The 20,079-nt window shown below is 56.8% G+C and carries 18 protein-coding genes and 1 riboswitch; of the genes, 5 read left to right on the top strand and 13 right to left on the bottom strand.

What is annotated here, in order from left to right; genetic code table 11:
- Nucleotides 1–200: 200 nt before the first annotated feature.
- Together AC0QKW_RS18940 and thrB are read right to left on the bottom strand one after the other, a co-directional pair.
- The gene (locus AC0QKW_RS18940; RefSeq protein WP_473152646.1) at nt 201–1,811 is read right to left on the bottom strand and encodes an NAD(P)H-quinone oxidoreductase subunit 4; all 1,611 of its coding nucleotides are present in this window, start codon (nt 1,809–1,811) and stop codon (nt 201–203) included.
- A 505-nt stretch (nt 1,812–2,316) separates the two neighbouring features.
- A complete protein-coding gene (gene thrB, locus AC0QKW_RS18935; RefSeq protein ID WP_473152645.1) occupies nt 2,317–3,249 on the bottom strand; it encodes a homoserine kinase in 933 nt (310 codons plus the stop codon).
- 220 nt (nt 3,250–3,469) lie between these two features.
- Here thrB and AC0QKW_RS18930 point away from each other — a divergent pair, with 220 nt between their 5' ends.
- The gene (locus AC0QKW_RS18930; protein WP_473152644.1) at nt 3,470–3,904 is read left to right on the top strand and encodes an S-layer homology domain-containing protein; all 435 of its coding nucleotides are present in this window, start codon (nt 3,470–3,472) and stop codon (nt 3,902–3,904) included.
- Nucleotides 3,905–3,986: 82 nt separating this feature from the next.
- On the opposite strand, the gene thrS is transcribed toward AC0QKW_RS18930, so the two are convergent.
- Nucleotides 3,987–5,810, bottom strand: coding sequence for a threonine--tRNA ligase (gene thrS, locus AC0QKW_RS18925; RefSeq protein ID WP_473152643.1), 1,824 nt, complete (start codon nt 5,808–5,810; stop codon nt 3,987–3,989).
- 369 nt (nt 5,811–6,179) lie between these two features.
- On the opposite strand from thrS, the gene AC0QKW_RS18920 reads away from it, so the two are divergent.
- A complete protein-coding gene (locus AC0QKW_RS18920; protein ID WP_473152642.1) occupies nt 6,180–6,416 on the top strand; it encodes a DUF4327 family protein in 237 nt (78 codons plus the stop codon).
- A 149-nt stretch (nt 6,417–6,565) separates the two neighbouring features.
- On the opposite strand, the gene AC0QKW_RS18915 is transcribed toward AC0QKW_RS18920, so the two are convergent.
- The gene (locus AC0QKW_RS18915; RefSeq protein ID WP_473152641.1) at nt 6,566–8,344 is read right to left on the bottom strand and encodes a serine/threonine phosphatase; all 1,779 of its coding nucleotides are present in this window, start codon (nt 8,342–8,344) and stop codon (nt 6,566–6,568) included.
- A gap of 426 nt (nt 8,345–8,770) precedes the next feature.
- Nucleotides 8,771–9,367 (bottom strand): pseudouridine synthase, encoded by a 597-nt coding sequence (locus AC0QKW_RS18910; RefSeq protein ID WP_473152640.1) that lies wholly within the window; start codon nt 9,365–9,367, stop codon nt 8,771–8,773.
- Between the two features lie 127 nt (nt 9,368–9,494).
- Here AC0QKW_RS18910 and AC0QKW_RS18905 point away from each other — a divergent pair, with 127 nt between their 5' ends.
- Nucleotides 9,495–9,809: a hypothetical protein gene (locus AC0QKW_RS18905; protein WP_473152639.1), complete on the top strand. Its 315-nt coding sequence runs from the start codon at nt 9,495–9,497 to the stop codon at nt 9,807–9,809.
- Between the two features lies 1 nt (nt 9,810).
- On the opposite strand, the gene AC0QKW_RS18900 is transcribed toward AC0QKW_RS18905, so the two are convergent.
- Complete coding sequence (locus AC0QKW_RS18900) at nt 9,811–10,674, bottom strand: tetratricopeptide repeat protein (RefSeq protein WP_473152638.1); 864 nt, start codon at nt 10,672–10,674, stop codon at nt 9,811–9,813.
- Nucleotides 10,675–11,234: 560 nt separating this feature from the next.
- Between AC0QKW_RS18900 and AC0QKW_RS18895 the strand changes: the two genes are divergently transcribed.
- Entirely contained in the window at nt 11,235–12,218 is a 984-nt protein-coding gene (locus AC0QKW_RS18895) for a hypothetical protein (RefSeq protein WP_473152637.1), read from the top strand.
- 6 nt (nt 12,219–12,224) lie between these two features.
- Here AC0QKW_RS18895 and AC0QKW_RS18890 read toward each other — a convergent pair whose 3' ends face one another.
- From AC0QKW_RS18890 to AC0QKW_RS18870, 5 genes are all read right to left on the bottom strand, one after another.
- Nucleotides 12,225–13,409, bottom strand: a complete 1,185-nt coding sequence (locus AC0QKW_RS18890; RefSeq protein WP_473152636.1) for a homocysteine biosynthesis protein — start codon at nt 13,407–13,409, stop codon at nt 12,225–12,227.
- Nucleotides 13,410–13,511: 102 nt separating this feature from the next.
- The gene (locus AC0QKW_RS18885) at nt 13,512–13,742 is read right to left on the bottom strand and encodes a hypothetical protein (RefSeq protein WP_473152635.1); all 231 of its coding nucleotides are present in this window, start codon (nt 13,740–13,742) and stop codon (nt 13,512–13,514) included.
- 4 nt (nt 13,743–13,746) lie between these two features.
- Complete coding sequence (gene prmA / locus AC0QKW_RS18880) at nt 13,747–14,652, bottom strand: 50S ribosomal protein L11 methyltransferase (RefSeq protein WP_473152634.1); 906 nt, start codon at nt 14,650–14,652, stop codon at nt 13,747–13,749.
- Nucleotides 14,653–14,663: 11 nt separating this feature from the next.
- Nucleotides 14,664–16,244 carry a phosphoglycerate dehydrogenase gene (gene serA / locus AC0QKW_RS18875; RefSeq protein ID WP_473152633.1) on the bottom strand — a complete coding sequence of 527 codons (1,581 nt, stop codon included), beginning with the start codon at nt 16,242–16,244 and terminating at the stop codon, nt 14,664–14,666.
- Between the two features lie 105 nt (nt 16,245–16,349).
- The gene (locus AC0QKW_RS18870) at nt 16,350–17,285 is read right to left on the bottom strand and encodes a Tll0287-like domain-containing protein (RefSeq protein ID WP_473152632.1); all 936 of its coding nucleotides are present in this window, start codon (nt 17,283–17,285) and stop codon (nt 16,350–16,352) included.
- 410 nt (nt 17,286–17,695) lie between these two features.
- A riboswitch (Glutamine riboswitch) is annotated at nt 17,696–17,781 on the top strand.
- A gap of 32 nt (nt 17,782–17,813) precedes the next feature.
- Between AC0QKW_RS18870 and AC0QKW_RS18865 the strand changes: the two genes are divergently transcribed.
- Nucleotides 17,814–18,293, top strand: coding sequence for a DUF4278 domain-containing protein (locus tag AC0QKW_RS18865; protein WP_473152631.1), 480 nt, complete (start codon nt 17,814–17,816; stop codon nt 18,291–18,293).
- A gap of 3 nt (nt 18,294–18,296) precedes the next feature.
- On the opposite strand, the gene AC0QKW_RS18860 is transcribed toward AC0QKW_RS18865, so the two are convergent.
- Both AC0QKW_RS18860 and lipA read right to left on the bottom strand, forming a co-directional pair.
- On the bottom strand, nt 18,297–19,097 hold the full coding sequence (locus AC0QKW_RS18860) for a lipoate--protein ligase family protein (RefSeq protein ID WP_473152630.1): 801 nt from the start codon (nt 19,095–19,097) through the stop codon (nt 18,297–18,299).
- The gene (gene lipA / locus AC0QKW_RS18855; RefSeq protein WP_473152629.1) at nt 19,094–20,005 is read right to left on the bottom strand and encodes a lipoyl synthase; all 912 of its coding nucleotides are present in this window, start codon (nt 20,003–20,005) and stop codon (nt 19,094–19,096) included. Before lipA ends, AC0QKW_RS18860 begins: the two co-directional genes overlap by 4 nt.
- Nucleotides 20,006–20,079 lie beyond the last annotated feature (74 nt).

Raw genomic sequence — 20,079 nt, 5'->3', positions numbered from 1 at the left:
CAAAGTTATCAGCCATTTCCCCTAGACCCTGATCACCGCCCCTCGTGAGAGATGGGGCGGCACCCGGCTGTCTATCGCCATCGCGTCAGATCGAGGGAGAATGCTCTGAACAAGCTGGCGATGCTAGTTACAGACAAAAAACTGCACCTTGCCACAAGGACAAGGTGCAGTCGAAGCAGAGCTAACCGAATCTCGAAACCCTAGTCAATCTCGGCAACAGCCCCACTGGGCAGCTGAGCTACGGTGACCTGAGGGGCAACCAGAATATGGGCATAGAGCGACGAGTTAGAATCAGCCGCCAGCAGGGTGTCCTGCACTCGGCTAGCCACCTGCACCGTTTTCACATCGTAGACCTGAGTCGCCAACTTGGGGTAGAGACCAATGCCAATGATGGGCACTAGCAAGCAGGCCGCGACAAAAGCCTCACGGGGCCGAATGTCGATGATATTGGCAACTTTAGCCACTACTTTGCCAGGGTCACCGTAAAAGATGCGACGCAGCATCGACAGCAGATAGATAGGCGACAACACTACTCCGACTGCGGCACCAACAATAATGACTGTCTTGAACGTGGTGCTGTAGACATCGCTAGTGGCCATGCCCAAGAACACTGCAATCTCGCTAACAAAGCCGCTCATACCGGGCAACGCCAGCGATGCCATCGAGGCAGCAGTGAAGAAAGCAAAACTAGTAGGCATCTTGCGAGCAATGCCACCCATTTCATCCATATCGAGGGTCTGGGTGCGCTCGTAGGTCACCCCAGAGAGGAAGAACATGACTGCCGCAATCAACCCGTGGGAGATCATCTGCAGCATGGCACCACTCATGCCCAAGGTGGTAAAGGCCGCGCAGCCAATCAGCACAAAGCCCATGTGAGCTACCGACGAATAGGCCATCCGGCGCTTGAGGTTGTCTTGACCAAAGGCGGTCATAGAAGCATAAATTACATTCACCACACCCAAGATGGCCAGGAACGGGGCAAAGTAGAGGTGCGCATCGGGCAACATCTCAATGTTCATGCGAATCAGGCCATAGCCAGCCATCTTCAGCAATACCCCAGCCAAAATCATCGACACCGCTGCTGGCGCTTCACTGTGAGCGTCTGGCAACCAAGTGTGCAGTGGGAAGATCGGCAGCTTGACCGCAAAGGCGACTAAGAAAGCGGCATACACCCAGAGCTGAAATGTCAGGCTGTAGTCTTTCTGAGCTAGCTCAGCCAGGTTAAACGTAACATTGTCTCCGTAGAAGGCCATCGCCAGGGCCGCCACCAGGATAAAAATCGAGCCAACAGCCGTGTAGAGAATAAATTTAGTGGCCGCATAGAGCCGTTTCTTGCCGCCCCAGATAGAAATCAGCAGGTAAACCGGTACCAGCTCCAGCTCCCACATCAAGAAGAACATAACCAGGTCTTGGGCCAAAAACACACCGACCTGGGCACTGTACATCACCAGTAGCAGGCTGAAGTAGAGGCGGGGCCGACGGGTGATGTTCCATGAGGCGAGGATGGCCAGGGTCGTAACCAGGCCGCTAAGCACTACCAGGGGCATGGCCAAACCGTCGGCGGCCAACGACCAAGTGAGCCCCACCTGAGGCACCCAGTCGTAGCGCTCAACTAGCTGTAGACCAGGCTGGTTGAGGTCGTAAAAATTAAAAAAGGTGTAGAGAATTAAAGAAAACTCAATGAACCCAATACCTAGGGCGTACCAGCGCAGGGTCTGTCCGTTGCGATCGGGCAACAGGGGAATGGGCAGAATCGCCAGCAAAGGCAGGATAACTAGGGTCGTCAGCCACGGAAATTGCTCGGTCAGCATGAGAATTCGCGTGAATAGTACTACAACAAAACAGCCAGCGCACTCAGATTCCGGTTTAGTGTCTGATTTGAGGCGGACACACACCCTGGAGGAGCCATTAAAAATGGTCAACCTTGCTGTTCGCGGCGGCCTACCCTAGGCGAGGAGGTCGGAGGACTTCAGCGAGCAGTCGTTACCGATGAGGGCACGACGGAGAAACAAACCGGACTACAAGATTGATAGAGAGATATACCTATCTTTGCGCCCGTTTTCAGTATAGGAAACTTAATAAACATTTGAGAATTAATTTCTAGCAAAAATCCAATGAATTTTGCCGCTCCAGCGCTGGATATATAGACTGAGCAAGGGTTACAGCCATTTTGGCGCTTGATTTAATTAAAGCGAGCATTCACATTTAGGTATGTCAATAGTCTGCGCTGTAAACTTCTGTGACAGGCGCTCATGGTGGCTAGACAGGCATTGGTAAGGCCCGTTCGTTAGTGGTCAGAGCACTGTTGGATGCAGACTAGACGCTAGGGGTGGTGGATACAGTTGCTCCTTGGGTGTCGAGGGCCAGCACCTGGGCCTTAACGGCTTGCCCAGCAACTTGCCATGCCGTAGCCAAAGCAGTACACACCTCAGCCGCGATCGCAGCAGGGGCCAGAGCCAGCAGGGTAGGGCCTGCGCCACTGATCACCAGACCGTAGGCTCCCGCTGCGATCGCCGCCTCAGACACTGCCCCATAGCCAGAAATTAAGGTTTGCCGGTAGGGCTGGTGGATGCGATCGCCCAACGCCACCCGCAGCCAGTCACCGTGGCCGCTCTCTAGCCCTCGCAGCAGCAGCCCCAGGTGAGCGGTGTTAAAAATCGCGTCGGCGCGGCTGTAGGTAGCGGGCAGCACTCGACGGGCTTCAGCAGTAGACAGCTCAAAGTCAGGAATGGCCACCACCGGGACAACGTCGCTGTGCCAGGGAATGGGGCAGAGCGTGAAGGTACCGTCGTCGTTGGCTACAGCCAGTTGACAGCCGCCGACCATGGCGGGCACCACATTGTCGGGGTGGCCTTCGAGGGCGATCGCCATCTCCACCAGCGCCGAGCGATCTATCGGCTGATCACACAGCCCATTGGCCCCCAGCAGACCGCCGACAATAGCGGTAGAAGAGCTACCCAACCCTCGCGCTAGGGGCACGTCTAGGTCAATGGCGATCGCCACTGCCGGTACCGAAAGTCCTCGACTGTGGAAGTAGTGGGCAAAGGCCTTGTAGGCCAGATTAGAGCTGTCGGTCACCACTCGCTCTGCCTCTATCCCCTGCACAGCAATGGTGACGGTTCCTGTGGGCTGGTCGAGGGCCGTGAATTGAAAGCGATTGTAGAGGGTCAACGCCGCCCCCAGACAGTCAAAGCCAGGGCCAATGTTGGCGGTGGTCGCGGGGACAGTGACAGAAATAGATCGAGACACCGCAGCAGCCTCCGGCAGGTGGGGAACATTCAGGCCAGAGATAGTATCACTTTTTTGGGATGCCCTGGGCCGTCGGAGGGTGCAAAAGCGATAGCCGATTCGCTAGGTTTATATGGAAATGGTTGTACCAAGTCCAGGTCACGGTCAGGAGTTCTCCCCAAACAAAACTCTATCTCTGGACCCGGCTTTGGGTAAAACAGGCAAGCAGCAAGGAAAACCTATGAATTCACTCATTCGGGCAGGTTGTGGAATGGCGGCAGGTATCGGAGTCAGTGCCGGGTTGGCGATCGCTCCTGCCCAGGCAGAGCCTGCACCTGCCGCCCTCACTGAGGATATCGCTCAAACCGGTGAGCGGCAGCTGGTGCTGCCCTTTACCGATGTACCCCCCGATCACTGGGCCTACGAGGCACTCCTCAACTTGTCCGGGGTCTACGGCTGCATCAGCGGCTACCCCGACGGCACTTTTCGGGGCGACAATGCCGTCACCCGTTTCGAGTTTGCGGCAGGCATGGACTCATGCCTGAGCGTGCTGGCGGAGATGGCGGCTCAGCAAGCCGAGATCCGCGATCGCGAGGTGCAGTCTCTCATTCAGTCCATGGAGCAATCCCTCAGCGACCTGCGCCAGCTAGAATCTGACCTACCCGAGACGCCCTAGCTACAGGAAGAGCCCCAGTTCACTGATTGCCCTAGAGTCCTTTTGGGCTGACAGGAAAAGCAACCGAGGTTCTGAATGGTCATTAGAAATCTTCCCGAGCCGCGATCGCCCCAGCCACCCGCTCCACAAACTCCGCTACCGACAGCGCCCCCAGCTCACCCTGGGCGCGGGTGCGAATATTGAGGGCGTTGGCCTCCACTTCCTTCGCCCCAATCACCGCCATGATGGGAATTTTGCCCTTTTCGGCATTGCGCACCATCTTGCCGAGGCGATCGCCGCTGGCATCCACCTCCACCCGCACGCCTCTGGAGAGGAGCTGATCGGCCACCGATTGGGCAAAGGCCAGCTGCTCTTCAGTCACCGGCAGCAGCCGCATCTGCACCGGAGCCAGCCACAGAGGAAAGTCGCCCGCGTACTCCTCGATCAAAATACCGATCAGGCGCTCTAGCGAACCAAAGGGAGCGCGGTGAATCATCACCGGGCGCTGGCGCGAGCCGTCTTCGGCCACATACTCCAGGTCAAAGCGCTCGGGCAGATTGTAGTCAACCTGCACCGTGCCCAGCTGCCACTCCCGCTCTAGGGCATCGCGAAAGATAAAGTCCAGCTTGGGGCCATAGAACGCCGCTTCCCCAGGGGCCTCAAAATATTCCATGCCCAAGGTTTGCACAGCGCGGCGAATGGCGTTCTGAGAGGTTTCCCACACCGCATCACCGCCGATGTACTTGGTAGATTCCGGGTCGCGGAAGCTGAGCCGCGCCTTAAAGTTTTTCAGCTTCAGGCTGCGAAACACCGTCAGAATCAGATCCACCACCTTGAGAAACTCGTCGTCGAGCTGCTCGGGACGAACAAACAAGTGAGAATCATCCACCGTAAAGCCCCGCACCCGAGTCAGGCCGCCCAGTTCCCCCGACTGCTCATAGCGGTAGACCGTGCCAAACTCTGCCAGCCGCAGGGGCAGCTCCCGGTACGACCTGAGTTCGCTCTTGTAGATTTGAATGTGAAAGGGGCAGTTCATCGGCTTCATCACAAAGCCTTCTTCCGCCAGGCGGGCCGCGTCGTCATCCGCCATCAGCGGAAACATGTCTTCACGGTAGTTTTGCCAGTGGCCCGAGATCTTAAATAAATCAACTCGGGCAATGTGGGGAGTCACCACCGGCAGATAGCCCCGCTTGGTCTGCTCATCCTTCAAAAAGCCTTCTAGAGTAGAGCGCAGCACCGTACCCTTGGGCGTCCACAGGGGCAAACCTGGCCCCACATCGTCAGCAAAAATGAATAACCCCAGCTCTTTACCCAGCTTGCGGTGGTCGCGGCGCTTGGCCTCTTCGCGGCGACGCTTATACTCCTGCAACTGCTCAGGGGTTTCCCAGGCAGTGCCGTAAATGCGCTGGAGCTGAGCGCGGTTTTCGTCGCCACGCCAGTAGGCTCCAGCCACGCTCTCCAGCTCAAAGGCCTTGGGATTGAGGTCGGCGGTGCTGGCCACGTGGGGGCCAGCGCAGAGATCCCACCACTGGTCGCCCAGATGGTAGAGGGTGATGGGTTCTTGCAGATCTTTTAGAATCTCAAGCTTGTAAGGCTCGCCGAGGGCTGCGATGCGGCGCTGAGCCTCTTCGCGGGCAACGGTTTCTTGAGTGACTGGCAGCTTTTTGTGGATGATCTTGATCATCTCTTTCTTAATCGCCTTCAAATCTTGCTCAGTGAAGGGCTCGGGGCTGTCAAAGTCGTAGTAAAAGCCATAGTCAATCCAGGGGCCAATGGTGACCTGCACCTTGGGAAATAGCGTCTGCACCGCCATCGCCATGACGTGGGAAAAGGTGTGGCGAATGCGCTTGAGCGCCTCTGACTCGCTGGTACGAGGCAACACCATGGGCACACTGGCTTCAGATACAGAGAGGTCGGTTTGAGCCATTGGTCAGTAATGAAGGCATCAATAAAAAAGGCAATCTCTAGTTTAGCGACTATTGCGTCAAGCCTTAGACCCAAGTAGCCTTGAACCCAATCAGCAGTAACCCGCCCACACTGGGTACGGTAATCTTCCCCTCATGTTAGGCGTTTCCCGAGGGCAACAACCGGTGTCGCCAAGTACAATAGTGGTTGTGGCCGGTCGTCAACTCAGATTGTGCCGTTGGCATAGCAAAATACGCATGAGCCAAAATTGCGCTTTTCCTCGCTTGTGCTATGCTATTTTCCTGAATAGAGGGTTAGTGCCTGCGCAAGTTTCAAGAGTGTGCAGATTAGCTCTCACCTAACGTTCTCAAGAGCTTTTTTAATCGAAAATATGACTGAAGCAATCGCCGACTTAATTGTCGCTCACCCGATGGTGAAATTTCAGCGCCAAGTTGAATCTCTAGTTAAGAAATCTAAAGTGATCAGCCCTAGCGATCCAATCTGGAAGATAGCTTTTCTGTTTGGGGATGACTGGGCCCACTGGAAGCACGAGCTAGAAGAGTTTGATTTTTCTACCCAAGACCCGATTGGCGAGCTATTGGCCGTCCAGTCGTGGGAAGAAGATTAGTAGTCTAGGGATCTGGCCCCTTGCACTCTTCATGTAGAGCAGCTTTCATACAAGGCCCAAGTCTAGAGTTTTTCCAAGGGGCAAACCTACATATCTAGACCTGAATCAGGTTTAGCAAAGACAATCCCAGCTTCTAGCAATGACTAGAACTAGCCCATCAGGGAACCCATGTCGGGCTGGAGTTTGATTCGCACTAGGATGGTCGTGACATTGTCATGACCATTTTTTTCGTTGGCTAAATCAATGAGTTGAGCAACGCCCTTGTCTAGGCTAACCCGAGAACTCAGCAACTCAGCAATATGAGTATCGACATGACGCTCCAGAAGATTGTTATCGCTCAAACCATCAGAGCACAACAGCAGTAGCGTATCTTCGGTAATCTCGTGGTAAGCGATGCTGGGAATAATATCCTCTTGGCTTCTTGGCCCCAGCGCTTGAGTGAGTTGATAGGCATCTGGTCGGGCATAGGCAATGGCTGGCTCGACTCCTCGGTTGATTTCGCGCTGACCCACTTCGTGGTCTAGGGTCAGTTGCCTGAGCCCCCGGCGCTTGCTGTAGCTATACAGTCGGCTATCGCCCACGTGCACTACGGCAATAGTTAGGTTGTGTATCAACACCATCACTAGGGTGGTGCCCATGCGCCCTATCCCCGAGGTGGCCTTAGATTGGTTGATGTCGAAAATAGCCTGGTTTGCGGTAATAACGGCCTGGGTTAGGGTTTCATGATCGGGCAGGCGATCGCCCCAGTGCTCAGTCAGGTAGTCTCGCAGGGTCCGTACAGCCAGCTGACTAGCCACCTCACCCGACGCATGGCCACCCATACCGTCGCACAAAATATAAAGCCCTTTAGATCGCAGCACGGTACCGTGGGGGCCACTGACTTTGTGCAGCTGAGTCTGCGTAAAAAACCAATCTTCATTATGGCGGCGCTGCTGCCCGACATGGCTTTGGCCGCTGTCGTCGAACTGGGCTAGCTTCATGGGTAAAACCATGGTGGGAGCTTCGATTAACCCATTCCCATCGTCATCGGCAATTTCCTCGGCCTCAGCGGCAATATCGTCTGAGTCGTCGACATCATCCTCAAGCTCAAGATCGAGGGCAAAGTCTAAGTCTGCGATCGCGTCTATCAGCCCAGAATCATCTCCAGACGCGTCTTTCCACTCCTCTGAGTCAATCCAGGTGCTAGCAATTATGTCAGCGGCGGGCTCTCGATAGTCTTGGGCAGCCTCAGCGAGGGCATCTTGCACCTGAGCGAGAGCGGTAACACTGCCCTCCGCCACCGCCGTCACCAGATCTTGCACTGCTAGCGGTAGGCAGATGTTACAAAGACCCAACAAGCTCTGCCACATCTGCCCAAGGGTACGCAGCGGCAAGGATGGGCCCTTGATCAGCTGATCAATCTGGGTCAGACAAATTAAGTTGCTGTTATTCAACGTCAGCCGATGGGGATGGAGCAGAGTAGATTGGCCGTGCCAAGGGGCCAGGGCATCCCACAGTAGAGTGGTTTCAAATAACCACTGAATATGTTCTAGCGGTTCACCTGAGGTGGCCCAAGCCTCGGTCAGCAAAGGCCAGCCTGAACGGTCTTCAAGCAGCAAAATCGTGCGCTGAGGATTGCGCCAGGCATGGTGCACCTCGGGAATAGCCGGAAAGTAATCTGCCTGGAGGGCCAGGTAAGGATAGGCCTCAGCAGGAACCTCAGCCGCCAGGGGATGGTTAGCAGGTTTGAGAGTAGGGGTGTCTAACCAGGCCTTTTGCAGATCTTGCAGAGGAGAACCCAGCTTAGGCTGACAGTCAATTACTATCAGCCCCCGATCGCCAGCATCGTCTGTGGGAGAAGGCAACAACCGATAGCGCTGGGCGTCATCAAGGAAGATGTCATTACCGCGATCGCCCACGGCAAGAGGTGCCGCCCCAGAGCTGGGCAAATCTATAACACGCCAACGCTGCAATAGCTGACCACAGGCATCGCAGGATAGCTGTTCATAGGCATTTTGAGCTTTACAAAACGGGCAGGTCAGCATCCTAGCGTTGATCCAAAGTTAGGCTAGTGAGCCATCGGTCAAGACAATAGCCATTACGTAGCCATTGAGCAGGTAGATAAATGAAGCCGGTAGATAAATGGTTGAGTTGGTAGCCAAATGAACCTCAGGTCATGACCTCCAGGTAAATTGACTGAGAACCTGGTCACACACTCTCACAGCAGGACAGCGCAAACCTCATATAGATCGACGGTAGAGCCAGCCCTGTCGGGGGCGCTGTAGCTCTATGGTAACTTACCGTTTCAGCCCAAACATGCCCATCCCATCGATTCTTGACCCAGCATCCGCCAATTTGCTTACGGCAAGGCAGACCTACAGTCGCAGCAGGCCCTGGCGCTCATGAGGGGTGGCCAATCGCCACTGACCGGGCTCTAGGGTGCCGAGCTGGAGATGGGCGATCGCCACTCTGACCAGGCGCAGGGTGGGGTGGCCCACGGCGGCAGTCATTCGCCGGACCTGCCGGTTTTTGCCCTCATGGAGGGTGATCGCCAACCAAGCGGTGGGAATGCTCTGGCGATGGCGAATTGGCGGAACTCGGGGATGTAGAGTCGGCGTCTCCCTCAGCAACTGCACCTGGCAGGGGCGCGTTCGATAGGTCTTGATGGTCACCCCCTGACGCAGCTGATCTAGGGTCGCCGCGTCAGGCACATGCTCAACTTGAACCCAGTAGGTGCGGGGATGCGCAAAGCGCGGATCACTGAGGCGATGCTGCACTCGGCCATGGTTGGTGAGCAGCATTAACCCTTCGCTATCGCGATCGAGCCGCCCCACAGGATAAATATTGGGAATCGGCACAAAGTCTTTTAGGGTTAGCCGGGGCGAAGCGCTAGCCGCTGGCGGGGTTGAGCCCTCGGTAAACTGGCTGAGCACGTTATAGGGCTTATGGAACAAAATAAATTGATCTGCCATTGTGAAATCCACCTCACAGGGTGCAACATTTCATTGCAAGGTTTGTGGAAATGTTGAGAAACCATAGCGAGCATGGCCAGCCCGATATGCTGATCACTATTAGGACTGATCGTGGCAGGAAAACGCAATGGACTTTGGGAATAAGTATCGTTTTAAGTGCACCCTCACCTTTGGCGACATCTACGGCCAAATCATTGCCTGGCTGGTGATTTTGTTCATCAGCCTGGCGGCCTCCCTCGCCCTCATGGGTGCCCGACAGCCCGTGTTTGCTCTGGCCACCGTAGGGTTGATCTTGGTGCTATCGCTGCCGTTTTTGCTGTTTGCCTTTGTCACCACCCTGTTCAACCACATTGAGTTTGAAACCGTGGAAGCTAGCCCAGCAACCGCCGACCGGTCAGAGAGATCTTTGGGCGCGACCTCCCCAGCCCAGGTGTTGAGCTAGCCTATTCGGCGGCATCTGGCAATGGCAGTTCGACGGTTTCGCCGCCATCCCCTGCTGGGGTTTGGCTCTGGGCGGCGATCGCATCAATTTGGTCTTTGAACTGGGCGGGGGCAAGGGCCGTGGCCTGGGCAAAGAGTGCCTTAGCGGTGTCAACTTCCCCCTGGTCTTGGAGCACCAACGCCTTCGCCAGCACTGGACGAAAGTCTTCTGGGGCGGAAGCAATGGTTTCGTCGTAGATGGCCAAGGCCTGATCGGGGCTATTGGCCTCGACATGCACCTGGGCTAGCAGCAGCTTGACAGAGACAGTGTCAATATTTGCGACCGCACCCTCAGATTGCAGCTGCTCAGAGGTCTTAAGGGTGTCTTGCAGCAGCCCCACGGCAGCCTGGGGCCGATTTTGCTGCACCAGTAACACCGTTAGCCCCTGCAGAGCATTCATGTTGCCAGGCTGCTGGTCGAGCACTTGACGATAGATTTGGGCCGCCCCCTCTAGATCGCCGAGCTGTTGCTTGGTTTGGGCCAGCAGCACCGCGTAGTTGGGCACATCAGGATTGAGCTCTACCAGTTTTGTCAGCGGGTCAACGACCCCCTGCACATCGTTGAGCTGTACCCTAGTATCGACCAGGCCCTGAAGAGCAGTCTGATTGTCAGGCTCACGTTCGAGCACGAGCTCATAGCCGCGCGCCTGGGCCTCTAGCTCAGCCTGCATAGAAGCCGGATCGGCCGGGGCAGTGGCATCGGCGGTCACCTCTCCGCGACGGTTACCAGTGCCACCCAAGATGGGCAGCAGCGACAGCGACAAAAAAGCAGCGAGGGCGAGGGTCAAAACAGTGCCGACGAGCCATCGGTTTCGGTTTGCAGTCACAGGTTTCTACCTCAATTAAGTGGAAAGAGCAGGGGGCGATCGCGCAGACTTTAGGCCAACAATAGTAGCGCTTTGACCACCATCCTGCACCGGGGGCACAGAAGACACCACCCCAGTCGCCAAGAACACTAGCAAAGAAGTTGGCGAGAAACTCAGAAACAATACGGATTGATAACCGTCAGCTGTGAAAATTGAAGCTGTTAGCCCGTAGAGGATAGGCTGGGGCCATGGGCTTGGGCTACGCCCAGGCTGAGCCGCTGAAATCAAACCTTAATCATTAGGCGAATTGCCTATCTGATTAAAGTTTTGTAAGCAGCGGCGTCTATTCCCTAGCATCTGGAAGAGCCTTGCTCAAATATTGACCCTGTCAATGCATATGAAAGGGTGAATGTTACGCTAGGCTTACAGGCTAGGTCATGCGCATACTTGCTTGCGCCCGGGTGGTTAGTCAATGTTGAGAGTAGATCGGTGGTGTCATGGGTTCTGCAGATCAAGACGCATCTAAAAACGACGTTCACGCCAAGGTTGGCCATGATCAGGGGGAGACAAGACCACCACTGATGTCACCGCCACAGCGCCCCGTGCGTCCCGTGCGCCCTGCGGTAGCACCCGAGGCTAGCCCAGTAGCTGCTAAGCCAGCGCCCAAAGCCCCAGCGGCTGTCACAGTTGAAGCGACAGCCACCCCTCCGGAGCCAGACCCATCAGCCTACCGCTACCAGCCGATTGCCCCGCCCAGTGAGCCCATGCAGTATCGGGCCATTGGCCTGGTGCGTGGCACCTACGAGCCCAGCGAAGCCGACCAGCTGAATCGAGGCAATCTGACCACAGAAGACGGCCACGTCATCGATTCCGTTCTGCTGGGTCGCATCACTAGCCTAGTTAAAAAGCACATCGATCTGTCGATGCCTCATCTTTGGGTGGTGTATCCGCGCACTCGCCGCGAGCTCGACACCGACGATCAAGACCTTCATCTTCAGATCGTTGGAGTCTGGGAACCCGAAACCCTCGGCCTACCCGGCGAAACCCCCAGCAGCGAGGCTGATGGCGAAGATGCCGACACCGATGAAGCCGCCCCGGAGAAAGCTGCCGAAAAGCCCAGCTTGGCTGACCTGCCACCCGTAGACGACAACTTCTTCTCCATTCGGGGCGAAGTGGTGAAATACACCCCTGAGGACGAGTGCATCACGGTCAAAATTTTGCAGGTGGCCAAGCGCGCCCCAGGCACGGCGAAGCCTTTTAAGCTCATGATTCAGGGCACCATTGCGGGGCGCACCGTGGGCTATTTTTGGGACTTTAAAGTCAAACGTGAGGCCAAGACCCTCGTGCTCAGCGAGGCTTCGGTAGTGGGGATAGTGCCGCCGAAAAAACGGCCCAAGGGCAGCAGCGGTGGTCCTCGCCGCAGCAAGCCGGGTCTGCGCAGTGGCCCCGGTGGGGGCAGTCGGCCCCCCATGCCCAACCGACGGCCTACTGGTGCTAAAGTCAGCGATCGCCCCAAAAAGCGAGACGATAACTCAGAAAGCCATCCGGAGAAAAGTGCTGACTAGCCTCAGCTAGCCCCCCAGGGCGTCTTGCGGTAAAAAGGTGCGATCGGCGGGCAGCGGTGCCACAGGAGCCGTCAGCTCAAACCGCTGGGTCTCTATCCATCGTTTTAGCTCATCGGCGACCTGGCGGGCAAGGTAAATGCTCGCCAAGGGGGCCGTGCGCACTGGCTGCCCTTCGATGGTGATCGTACCTGACTTGAGCTGAGCGTAGCTAACCAGGCCAAACGTAGGGCGCACCCGCCGAGGAATTGAGAAATCCATCACTGGGGCCACAATATCGGCATCCTGAACTGCGCAGCGAGCCGCCACCGCTTCACTAATCAGCGGAATCGGCACCCCCACCCCTAGCATGAGCGACGGGCCATAGCCTTTGAAGTAGCAGCCTCGTACCCACTGGGGCTGCATTTGCTTAGCGTCACCGATGAGCGCCAGGGTAGCCGCCGGGCCGACCGGGGTGCGGTTTGGCAACCGCCGCTGAAGCGGAAAATGCTGAGTGCCTTCCCAAGCGACATAGCCAACCCCGCCCCCGTAGAAAATGCGAGTGCCAATGCCGATCACGTCTAAGTCAGGGTCGTTTAGCAGTGGCGACAACGCACCAGGATTGGCGTACACAGCATTGCCCAGCCGTGGCTGCAGCGGGCCCAGGTAGGTAGAGAGAGGGCGATCGCCCCCATTTACCCCGACAATAAAGTTTTGATACAGCCCCCGGGGGCTATACAGATAAAACTGGTTGATCGTGTCGCGGGTAATGGTGGTTTCGAGTGCGGTGCGGGGGTAGCAGTCTGTACCGTGACCAGTCGCCTGGATCTGCACAGTGCGACCAGCCACTAAATCAGCAATCACATGGCCACCGCCGTGCTCCCTCAGGTCTTCGCCTTCGCCCAGATCAGCGCCACGACCGGCTACCGCTGGCTGGCTAGCTCCCAGGCAGACATCAACCGCTCCAAAACCTGCATAGGCCGGCACCCCATCCAAAAAGCACTCCAGCAGCTTTATTGGCGGGTCAGTGTGGCCCAGATTCAACATGGCCCCAGACGATTCCATGGGTTCAAACGTGCCCGTGACCACCACATCTACGGCCTTTGCCGCAGCGGCCACCCCCTGCTCTCGGACATGGGCCTTAAAGGTTTCGGCAGTCTGCACCACCACCGTGCCCTGGCGAATCTTGTCGTTGATGCTGTCGATGGTGCGCATGGTCTGAGAGCCTTGATACGGTGGGTTGGAGACCCCAGGGTTCTACCAGGAGATACATCCACATCCACAGGATTAACCCCATAACCGTAGGATCTCTAGAATTTAATCTATCTCAGCATTTGACCCCAGGTCAGCGCCGCGCTGCAGCCAGAGCAGGCCCCCCATCAGGGCCGAGGGGGCGATTAGCAGCGCCACTACGGTAGCCAGGGCAGGGGTGTTCTGCGCGGCTGGAGAGTTGCCCAGCAGCCCTGGCAGCAGGTACTTGATGCCAACACCGATCGCCCCAGACACGAGCAAAACTTTGACTATAAAGCTGAAACTAGAGGCATTCATCGGGTTACTGCTGAGAAGATCGGCGAACATTCAAACAACACCACTCCTGTCTTCGCCACAGGGTCGCCACCACCCAGCCATGCTGCTCTAGGGTATCGGCCACCAGCTTCGACTGGTCGAGCAAGATGCCGCTGAGAATGCCCCAGCCGTCGGCGGTGACAATGGTGTGCATCTGAGGAATCAAATCCATGATCACCTCTGCCAAAATATTGCAGACAATGCCGTCTACGGGAGCGTCGATCGCCTGGGCGATCGCATCTAAACTCCCGACCAACAGCGGCATGGTCTCTTCGGTGAGCCCATTGAGGGCACGGTTACCCATGGCCGAATGCACAGCCAAATCGTCAATATCTGCCGCGTAGGCTTTCTTCGCCCCCAGCAGCAGCGCCCCGATGGAGAGAATGCCAGATCCACAACCAATGTCAGCCAGAGTGATGTCAGACCGCTCGTGAGTAAGCCGCATTTCTAACGACTCTAGGCAGAGCTGGGTAGTGGGATGGTTGCCGGTGCCAAAAGCCACCCCTGGGTCGAGGCGCAACACCAGGCGCTGGTTATCGTCAGGGGGCTCTAACCAGGCGGGGGTAATTAGGAAGCGATCGCCAATCGGCTCCGGCTGCCAGTGGTCTTTCCAGCTCTTTGACCAGTCTTCTTCTTCGATAATCTGCCAGGTAATGCGAGGCAATACCTGGTGGCTACAGAGAGCATCTTGCTTGATCAGCAAGGCCAGGGCCGACAAGTCTAGCAGCTCCATGCGGTGCTGCGGAAAATAGGCTTGAACAACACAAGACGATCCACGCTTTTGAGTGGACGTACCCTGGCTGCCAAAACTGTCGAACCGCCAAAAAACTGTGTCCTCCAGGGCCGGATCACACAGTACTTTTACTTCCCACCAGGTGCTAACCACAGCCATTCGCCTAAAGATTACAAGTTAACGGTGTAGGCGTCGCGAATGCCCGGCACTTTGAGAATTTCCTCCAAAATGCCCTCGGGCAGAGGGTCATCGAGGCTCAGGGCCATCACCGCATCGCCGCGCACAATTTTGCGGCCCACCTGCATACTGGCGATGTTGACGTTAAAGCTGCCCAGCAGCGAGCCAATCTTGCCGATAATGCCCGGCATATCGCGGTGCAGAGTAAACAGCATGTGCTGGGTGGGCGGTACGTTGATGGGGAACTCGTCGATGTCGGTGACGCGAATTTCGCTGCCCCCCAGCAGCACCCCAGTGACCGAGTGCTCACCCAGACTACCCTTAGCCGAGAGATTCAACGAACCCGTGTAATCGCGAATATCGGCATCGCGGGTTTCGATCACATGAATGCCGCGCTCCTTGGCTTCGATCGAGGCGTTGACGTAGTTGACTCGCTCTTGCAGCGCGTGGGAGAGTAAGCCCTTCAGCGCCGCCACCATGATTGGCTGGGTGTCGCCCCCGGCAATATCGCCCTGGAGCCGTACCGTCAGTTCTTCTACCCGGCCCCCAGCGAGCTGCCCCACCAAATTGCCCAAAGTTTCGGCCAGTTGCAGGTAAGGGCGCAGCTTTTGCATCACCTCGGGCCGCAGACCGGGGATATTCACCGCCGATCGCGCCGGTAGCCCTAGTAGTACGTCACGAATCTGCTCCGCCACATCGATCGCCACATTCACCTGGGCCTCTTCAGTCGAAGCCCCCAGGTGAGGCGTCAAAATAATTCCCTTACCCAGATCTCGCAGCTCAGACTCACCCAAAGGTTCTGCTTCGTAGACATCCAGCGCGGCCCCGCCGATGGTGCCCTCACGCAGGGCCTTAGCCAGCGCGGCCTCGTCAATGATGCCACCCCGGGCACAGTTGATAATTCGCACCGTGGGTTTCATGGTGGCCAAAGCTTTCTCGTCTACCAGATGGGTAGTCTCAGGAGTTTTGGGCAGATGTAGGGTAATGTAGTCGGCCTCACGGAAGAGCAGGTCTAAGTCAACTAGGCGGCAGCCCAGCTGTTCGGCCCGCTCAGCCGAGATAAACGGATCGTAGGCTAGCAGCTTCATGCCCATAGCCCGGGCCACCGTGGCCACGTGGGAGCCAATTTTGCCCAGGCCTACCACGCCCAGGGTCTTCTTGTAGATTTCGACCCCAGTGAAATCTTTGCGCTTCCATTCGCCGGCCTTAACGGAGCGATCGGCACTGGGAATATAGCGCGACATCGACATCATCATCGCCAGGGCATGCTCTGCGGCTGCGATAGTGTTACCCTCGGGGGAGTTGACCACCACAATGCCTCGCCGGGTGGCCTCGGGCACGTCTACATTGTCAACTCCAACCCCAGCCCGCCCAATAATCTTCAGATTTTGCCCAGCCTCAATCACCGCTTTGGTAACGCGAGTGCCAGAGCGAATCATCAGCGCATCGTAATCGCCGATGGCGGCTACCAGCTCCTCCGGAGACAGGCTGGTGTTGACATCCACCTGGGCAACTTGGGAGAGAATATCGAGGCCCGCCTGATCGATAGGGTCGGAAACTAAAACCTTGGGCATGGGTCAGCCATAAAAATGTCACAGGGATCTACTTTACTGCAAAGACGGAACCCGGCATTAGTATGAGGAGCACTTTTGAGGCGGATGGTACGGCTTTGATCTCGTTTACTTGCTCGAAAAATCGCCGGAGCTGCGCCGCCCTTCGCGGTAGCGCTCTAGGCGCTGCATGGCCATTTGTAGACTCATCTGCATGCGGTTAAAGGCCTCTGCTAGCTTGCCCACCTCATCGTTAGAGTTGACCACAAACTCAGCTCCGGGGTCGCCCATGCTCGCAGCCTCTGCGGCTTGGGCCATGCGGTTGAGGGGGCGCACCACGTAGCGCTTTAGCCACAGATTCACCAGTAGTATCGCTACCGAAAACGCCAGCACAAAAATCCCCAAGATCAGCACCAGAGACTGACGGGCATTTTTCAGCACCTTCTCTGCCGGTACCGAGATCATTTGAGCCCCGACAATTTCGTCGAGCTGCCAGCCAAAGCCGTTGCTGGCACCATAGCGATCGACCATGCTGGCAGGGGCAGCGGCGGGGGTGCTGTGGCACTCTAGGCAGCTAGCCTTGGTAATTTTGATGGGGCGAGCAATGTAGTAGAGGTCGCCCGCTGGGGTTTGCCGAAAGCCGCTGGTCTCTTGGGCAGTACCCTGCTGCCTGAAGTTTTCGACTAGCTGAGCCTCAAATCCGTCGGCCTTATCACGCAGGTTGGTCGGGTTAAGCGTCGCCTCTTTATAAAAAAAGTCGGCATAGATGGGGTTGCCGCGAAAGGTCTCAAACACTTCGCGGGCCGAGTAGGCGGGCACCGTCTCAGGTAAAAATTCGGCTGTTAGGCGATGAGTTAGCTCTGGGCTGACCTGGTTCGTGGTGTAGTCTCGCACCGAGTTCATGGTTTCCATCAACATCAGCGCGTTGGTGGTTAGTTGAGCCTGAGCGTTTCGATTTAAAACTGAGGATAGGGCGATGCTGCTGGCAATGATGCCGCCGAGAAAAACCAGCACCAGCAACAGGGTAAATTTTTGACCCAGTTGTAAATTGTCAAGCTTCAACATGGCGGTAGATGTGTGGTTAGTTCCGTCATCAGATACACCTGTGACCGACCTGTTTCCGGAGCTTTCAGGAGCTTTGCAAAGAAGAGCAACACTCGCAGATACTCAGGCAAGCTATCCAGCGACGGCTAACGGGCATGGCATGGCCAGTAGGATACCCATAACGGGTCACAACCTAGAGATAATCGCCTGGAACCACCGACTAGAAAACGCCAAGACCCGGTGGTGCCCGAGTGACGACCCCATGGCTAAAGCCTGAGTGACAGCGCAATGTTGTGGATAGGATATCTGCCTCAGTCGCAGGCTGCGACTGAGGCAGATATTTGTGTGTAGAAATCTATACTCTCTTGTCGAAAACCTACAGTATCAACGACAGCCTGAAACCGTAGCCTACTATACAGATATAGAAATACATCGTTCATCTCCCCCGCTAGAGCGTGTGCCCCTCAGACGCTACGGTCAGGAGACGGAAGTAGGGACACTCCCGAAGGAACGCGCCTCACTACGCCATCGCTTCTAGGAGGCGACATTATGAAACTCACCTATCGCGGCATCAGCTACGACTCTACTCCCAACCCCGCTCCTAAGCTGGGTGAAACCATTGATACAGGTAACTACCGGGGTGCCCCGGTGGTTTTCAAAGCCCTGGCTGAAGTACCCGCTCAGCCGGCAAACGACTTAACCTGGCGGGGTGTCCCGTACCGCACCGGCATTGCTGCCCCAGTGGTGGCCCCTGTTGCTCTGCCTACTGTGGCCGCTAGTGTTGCGACTCCGGTGGTCGAGCCAGTGGCCGTCCCAGTGGCGACGGTGTCTAATATTCCTAACTTGGCCCGCAATCTGTTTATTCGTCGGCACCAGCGCAGCCGTAAGCGTGAGCAGGGCATGATGGTGCGACTGGCGGCTGAAGTCGGCATGCCGGTTGAAGATGCGGCCCACTACGAAAGCCACATTCAAGGCAAAATGCCCCACGATTTTGCTGGGTACGATCGCGGCTCATCAGCCATGAGCTAACTCTCAGGACGATACGGCAGATGGCCCGGTGCACTGGCACTCCGGGCCATTTTTTAGGCTATTTTTTTGCACCAGGGCGTCGATCTCTGCCCACTCTCGCTGGCTCAAGGGTTGGGGAATGAGTTGCCCCTCAAAACAGCTTTCTGCGGCCTGGGTAAGGGCATCGATAATCTGAAGCAGGATGAGGCCATTCTTCACGGCGATCTGGACTTCGGTGGGTGGCGCGGCTGGGGTTTGAAACACCTGCTGCCAGAGGGCTGGGTCGGTGGCTAGGCCCATAGACCCATGCTGCAATAGGTGAGCACCGCGCCGCAGTTGGGCGCTACCGATGACCTTGCGACCCTGGGCATCTACCAGATCGGCACTAGTGGCGAGGGCAAAGCAGTTGTGCGATCGCCCATAGTCTCGCCTTGGCTGCCCAAAATCGAGCTGTATCCCCAGCTTTGCCCAGCCTTTAATCAAAAACTGGCACAGCCGTCGGTAGGCTTGGTCGCGGGTACCGGCAATGTGCGACGTCACTAGGGCATAGGTTAGATCGCCCTGGTGCAGCACCCCCCGCCCTCCGGTCGGGCGCTGCACTAGATCTATCGGCTGCCCCTGCCAGACCAAGGTTTTCCAATGCTTGGGAACCTGCCGCCGCTGGCTCGCCCCAAGGGAAATGGCTGCCGGGCTCCAGGTATAGAACCGCAGGGTAGAAGGATGGCCGTAGTACTGATGTTGATCGAGCAGCCACTCGTCGATCGCCATCTGCACCGCGCCAGAGGCTTCTATTAGTGGAATCAGCCGCCAAGTCGTCTGACTCAAGCCGATTCTCCCGCGTGGTACGAACTGCGGACGAGGGGGCCAGAGCGTACATGGTCAAAGCCCAATTCTCTGGCAATGTCCCCCAGGCGATCAAATTCTTCTGGTGTCCAGTAGCGATCGACCGGGCGATGATCGAGGGAGGGGCGCAGGTACTGGCCAATGGTGATGCGATCGCACCCCACCCCCCGCAAATCTCGCATGGCCTCAATCAGCTCTATCTCGGTTTCGCCATGGCCCACCATCAGCCCCGACTTGGTGGGCATGGCCGGGTCAAATTCTTTGACTAAAGCAAGGACTCTGAGGGAGCGATCGTACTTGGCCCCGCGCCGCACCGGGTCTTGCAGTCGCCGTACGGTTTCTAGATTGTGGTTGTAGCAGGCGGGTTTGGCCGCTACGACAGTGCGCACGCGATCGGCCTGGCCCTCGTCGCGGCTGGTGCCGCCCCAAAAGTCTGGGGTCAGCACCTCAATTTCTATGCCCGGATTTTCTTGACGAATGCGATCCATAACAGTGGCGAACCAGCCTGCGCCATGGTCGGGCAGATCGTCTCGCGCCACAGAGGTCAGCACCACGTAGCGCAAACCCAGCAGCCGTATCGATTCGGCTACTTTCTCTGGCTCGTGGGGGTCAAGAGTCATAGGGGCATGGCCCTTCTCCACCTGGCAGAATGAGCAGGCGCGGGTACACACCGAGCCCATCAGCAAAAACGTGGCGGTGCGGTTGGCATAGCATTCGCCCCGGTTTGGGCAGCGGCCTTCTTCGCAAATGGTGTGAATCTGCCGCTCTTTGACCAGGCGCTGCACGGTCGAAATCTCGCTGGCGTTGCCAATGGGGCGACGTAGCCAGTCAGGCATGCGCTCTAGCTCTGCCCTAAGCTGCTGACGGGAGTTGGGTGAAGAAGGAGTCATTAGCCACTGTAGGGTGGGCACTGCCCACCAAATTCTTTGCCACCAGCAGGATTAAATCGCCCTACAAACTCAGG

The organism is Pseudanabaena sp. PCC 9330, from assembly GCF_055795045.1.
This window is presented reverse-complemented; position numbering and strand designations above follow the sequence as displayed.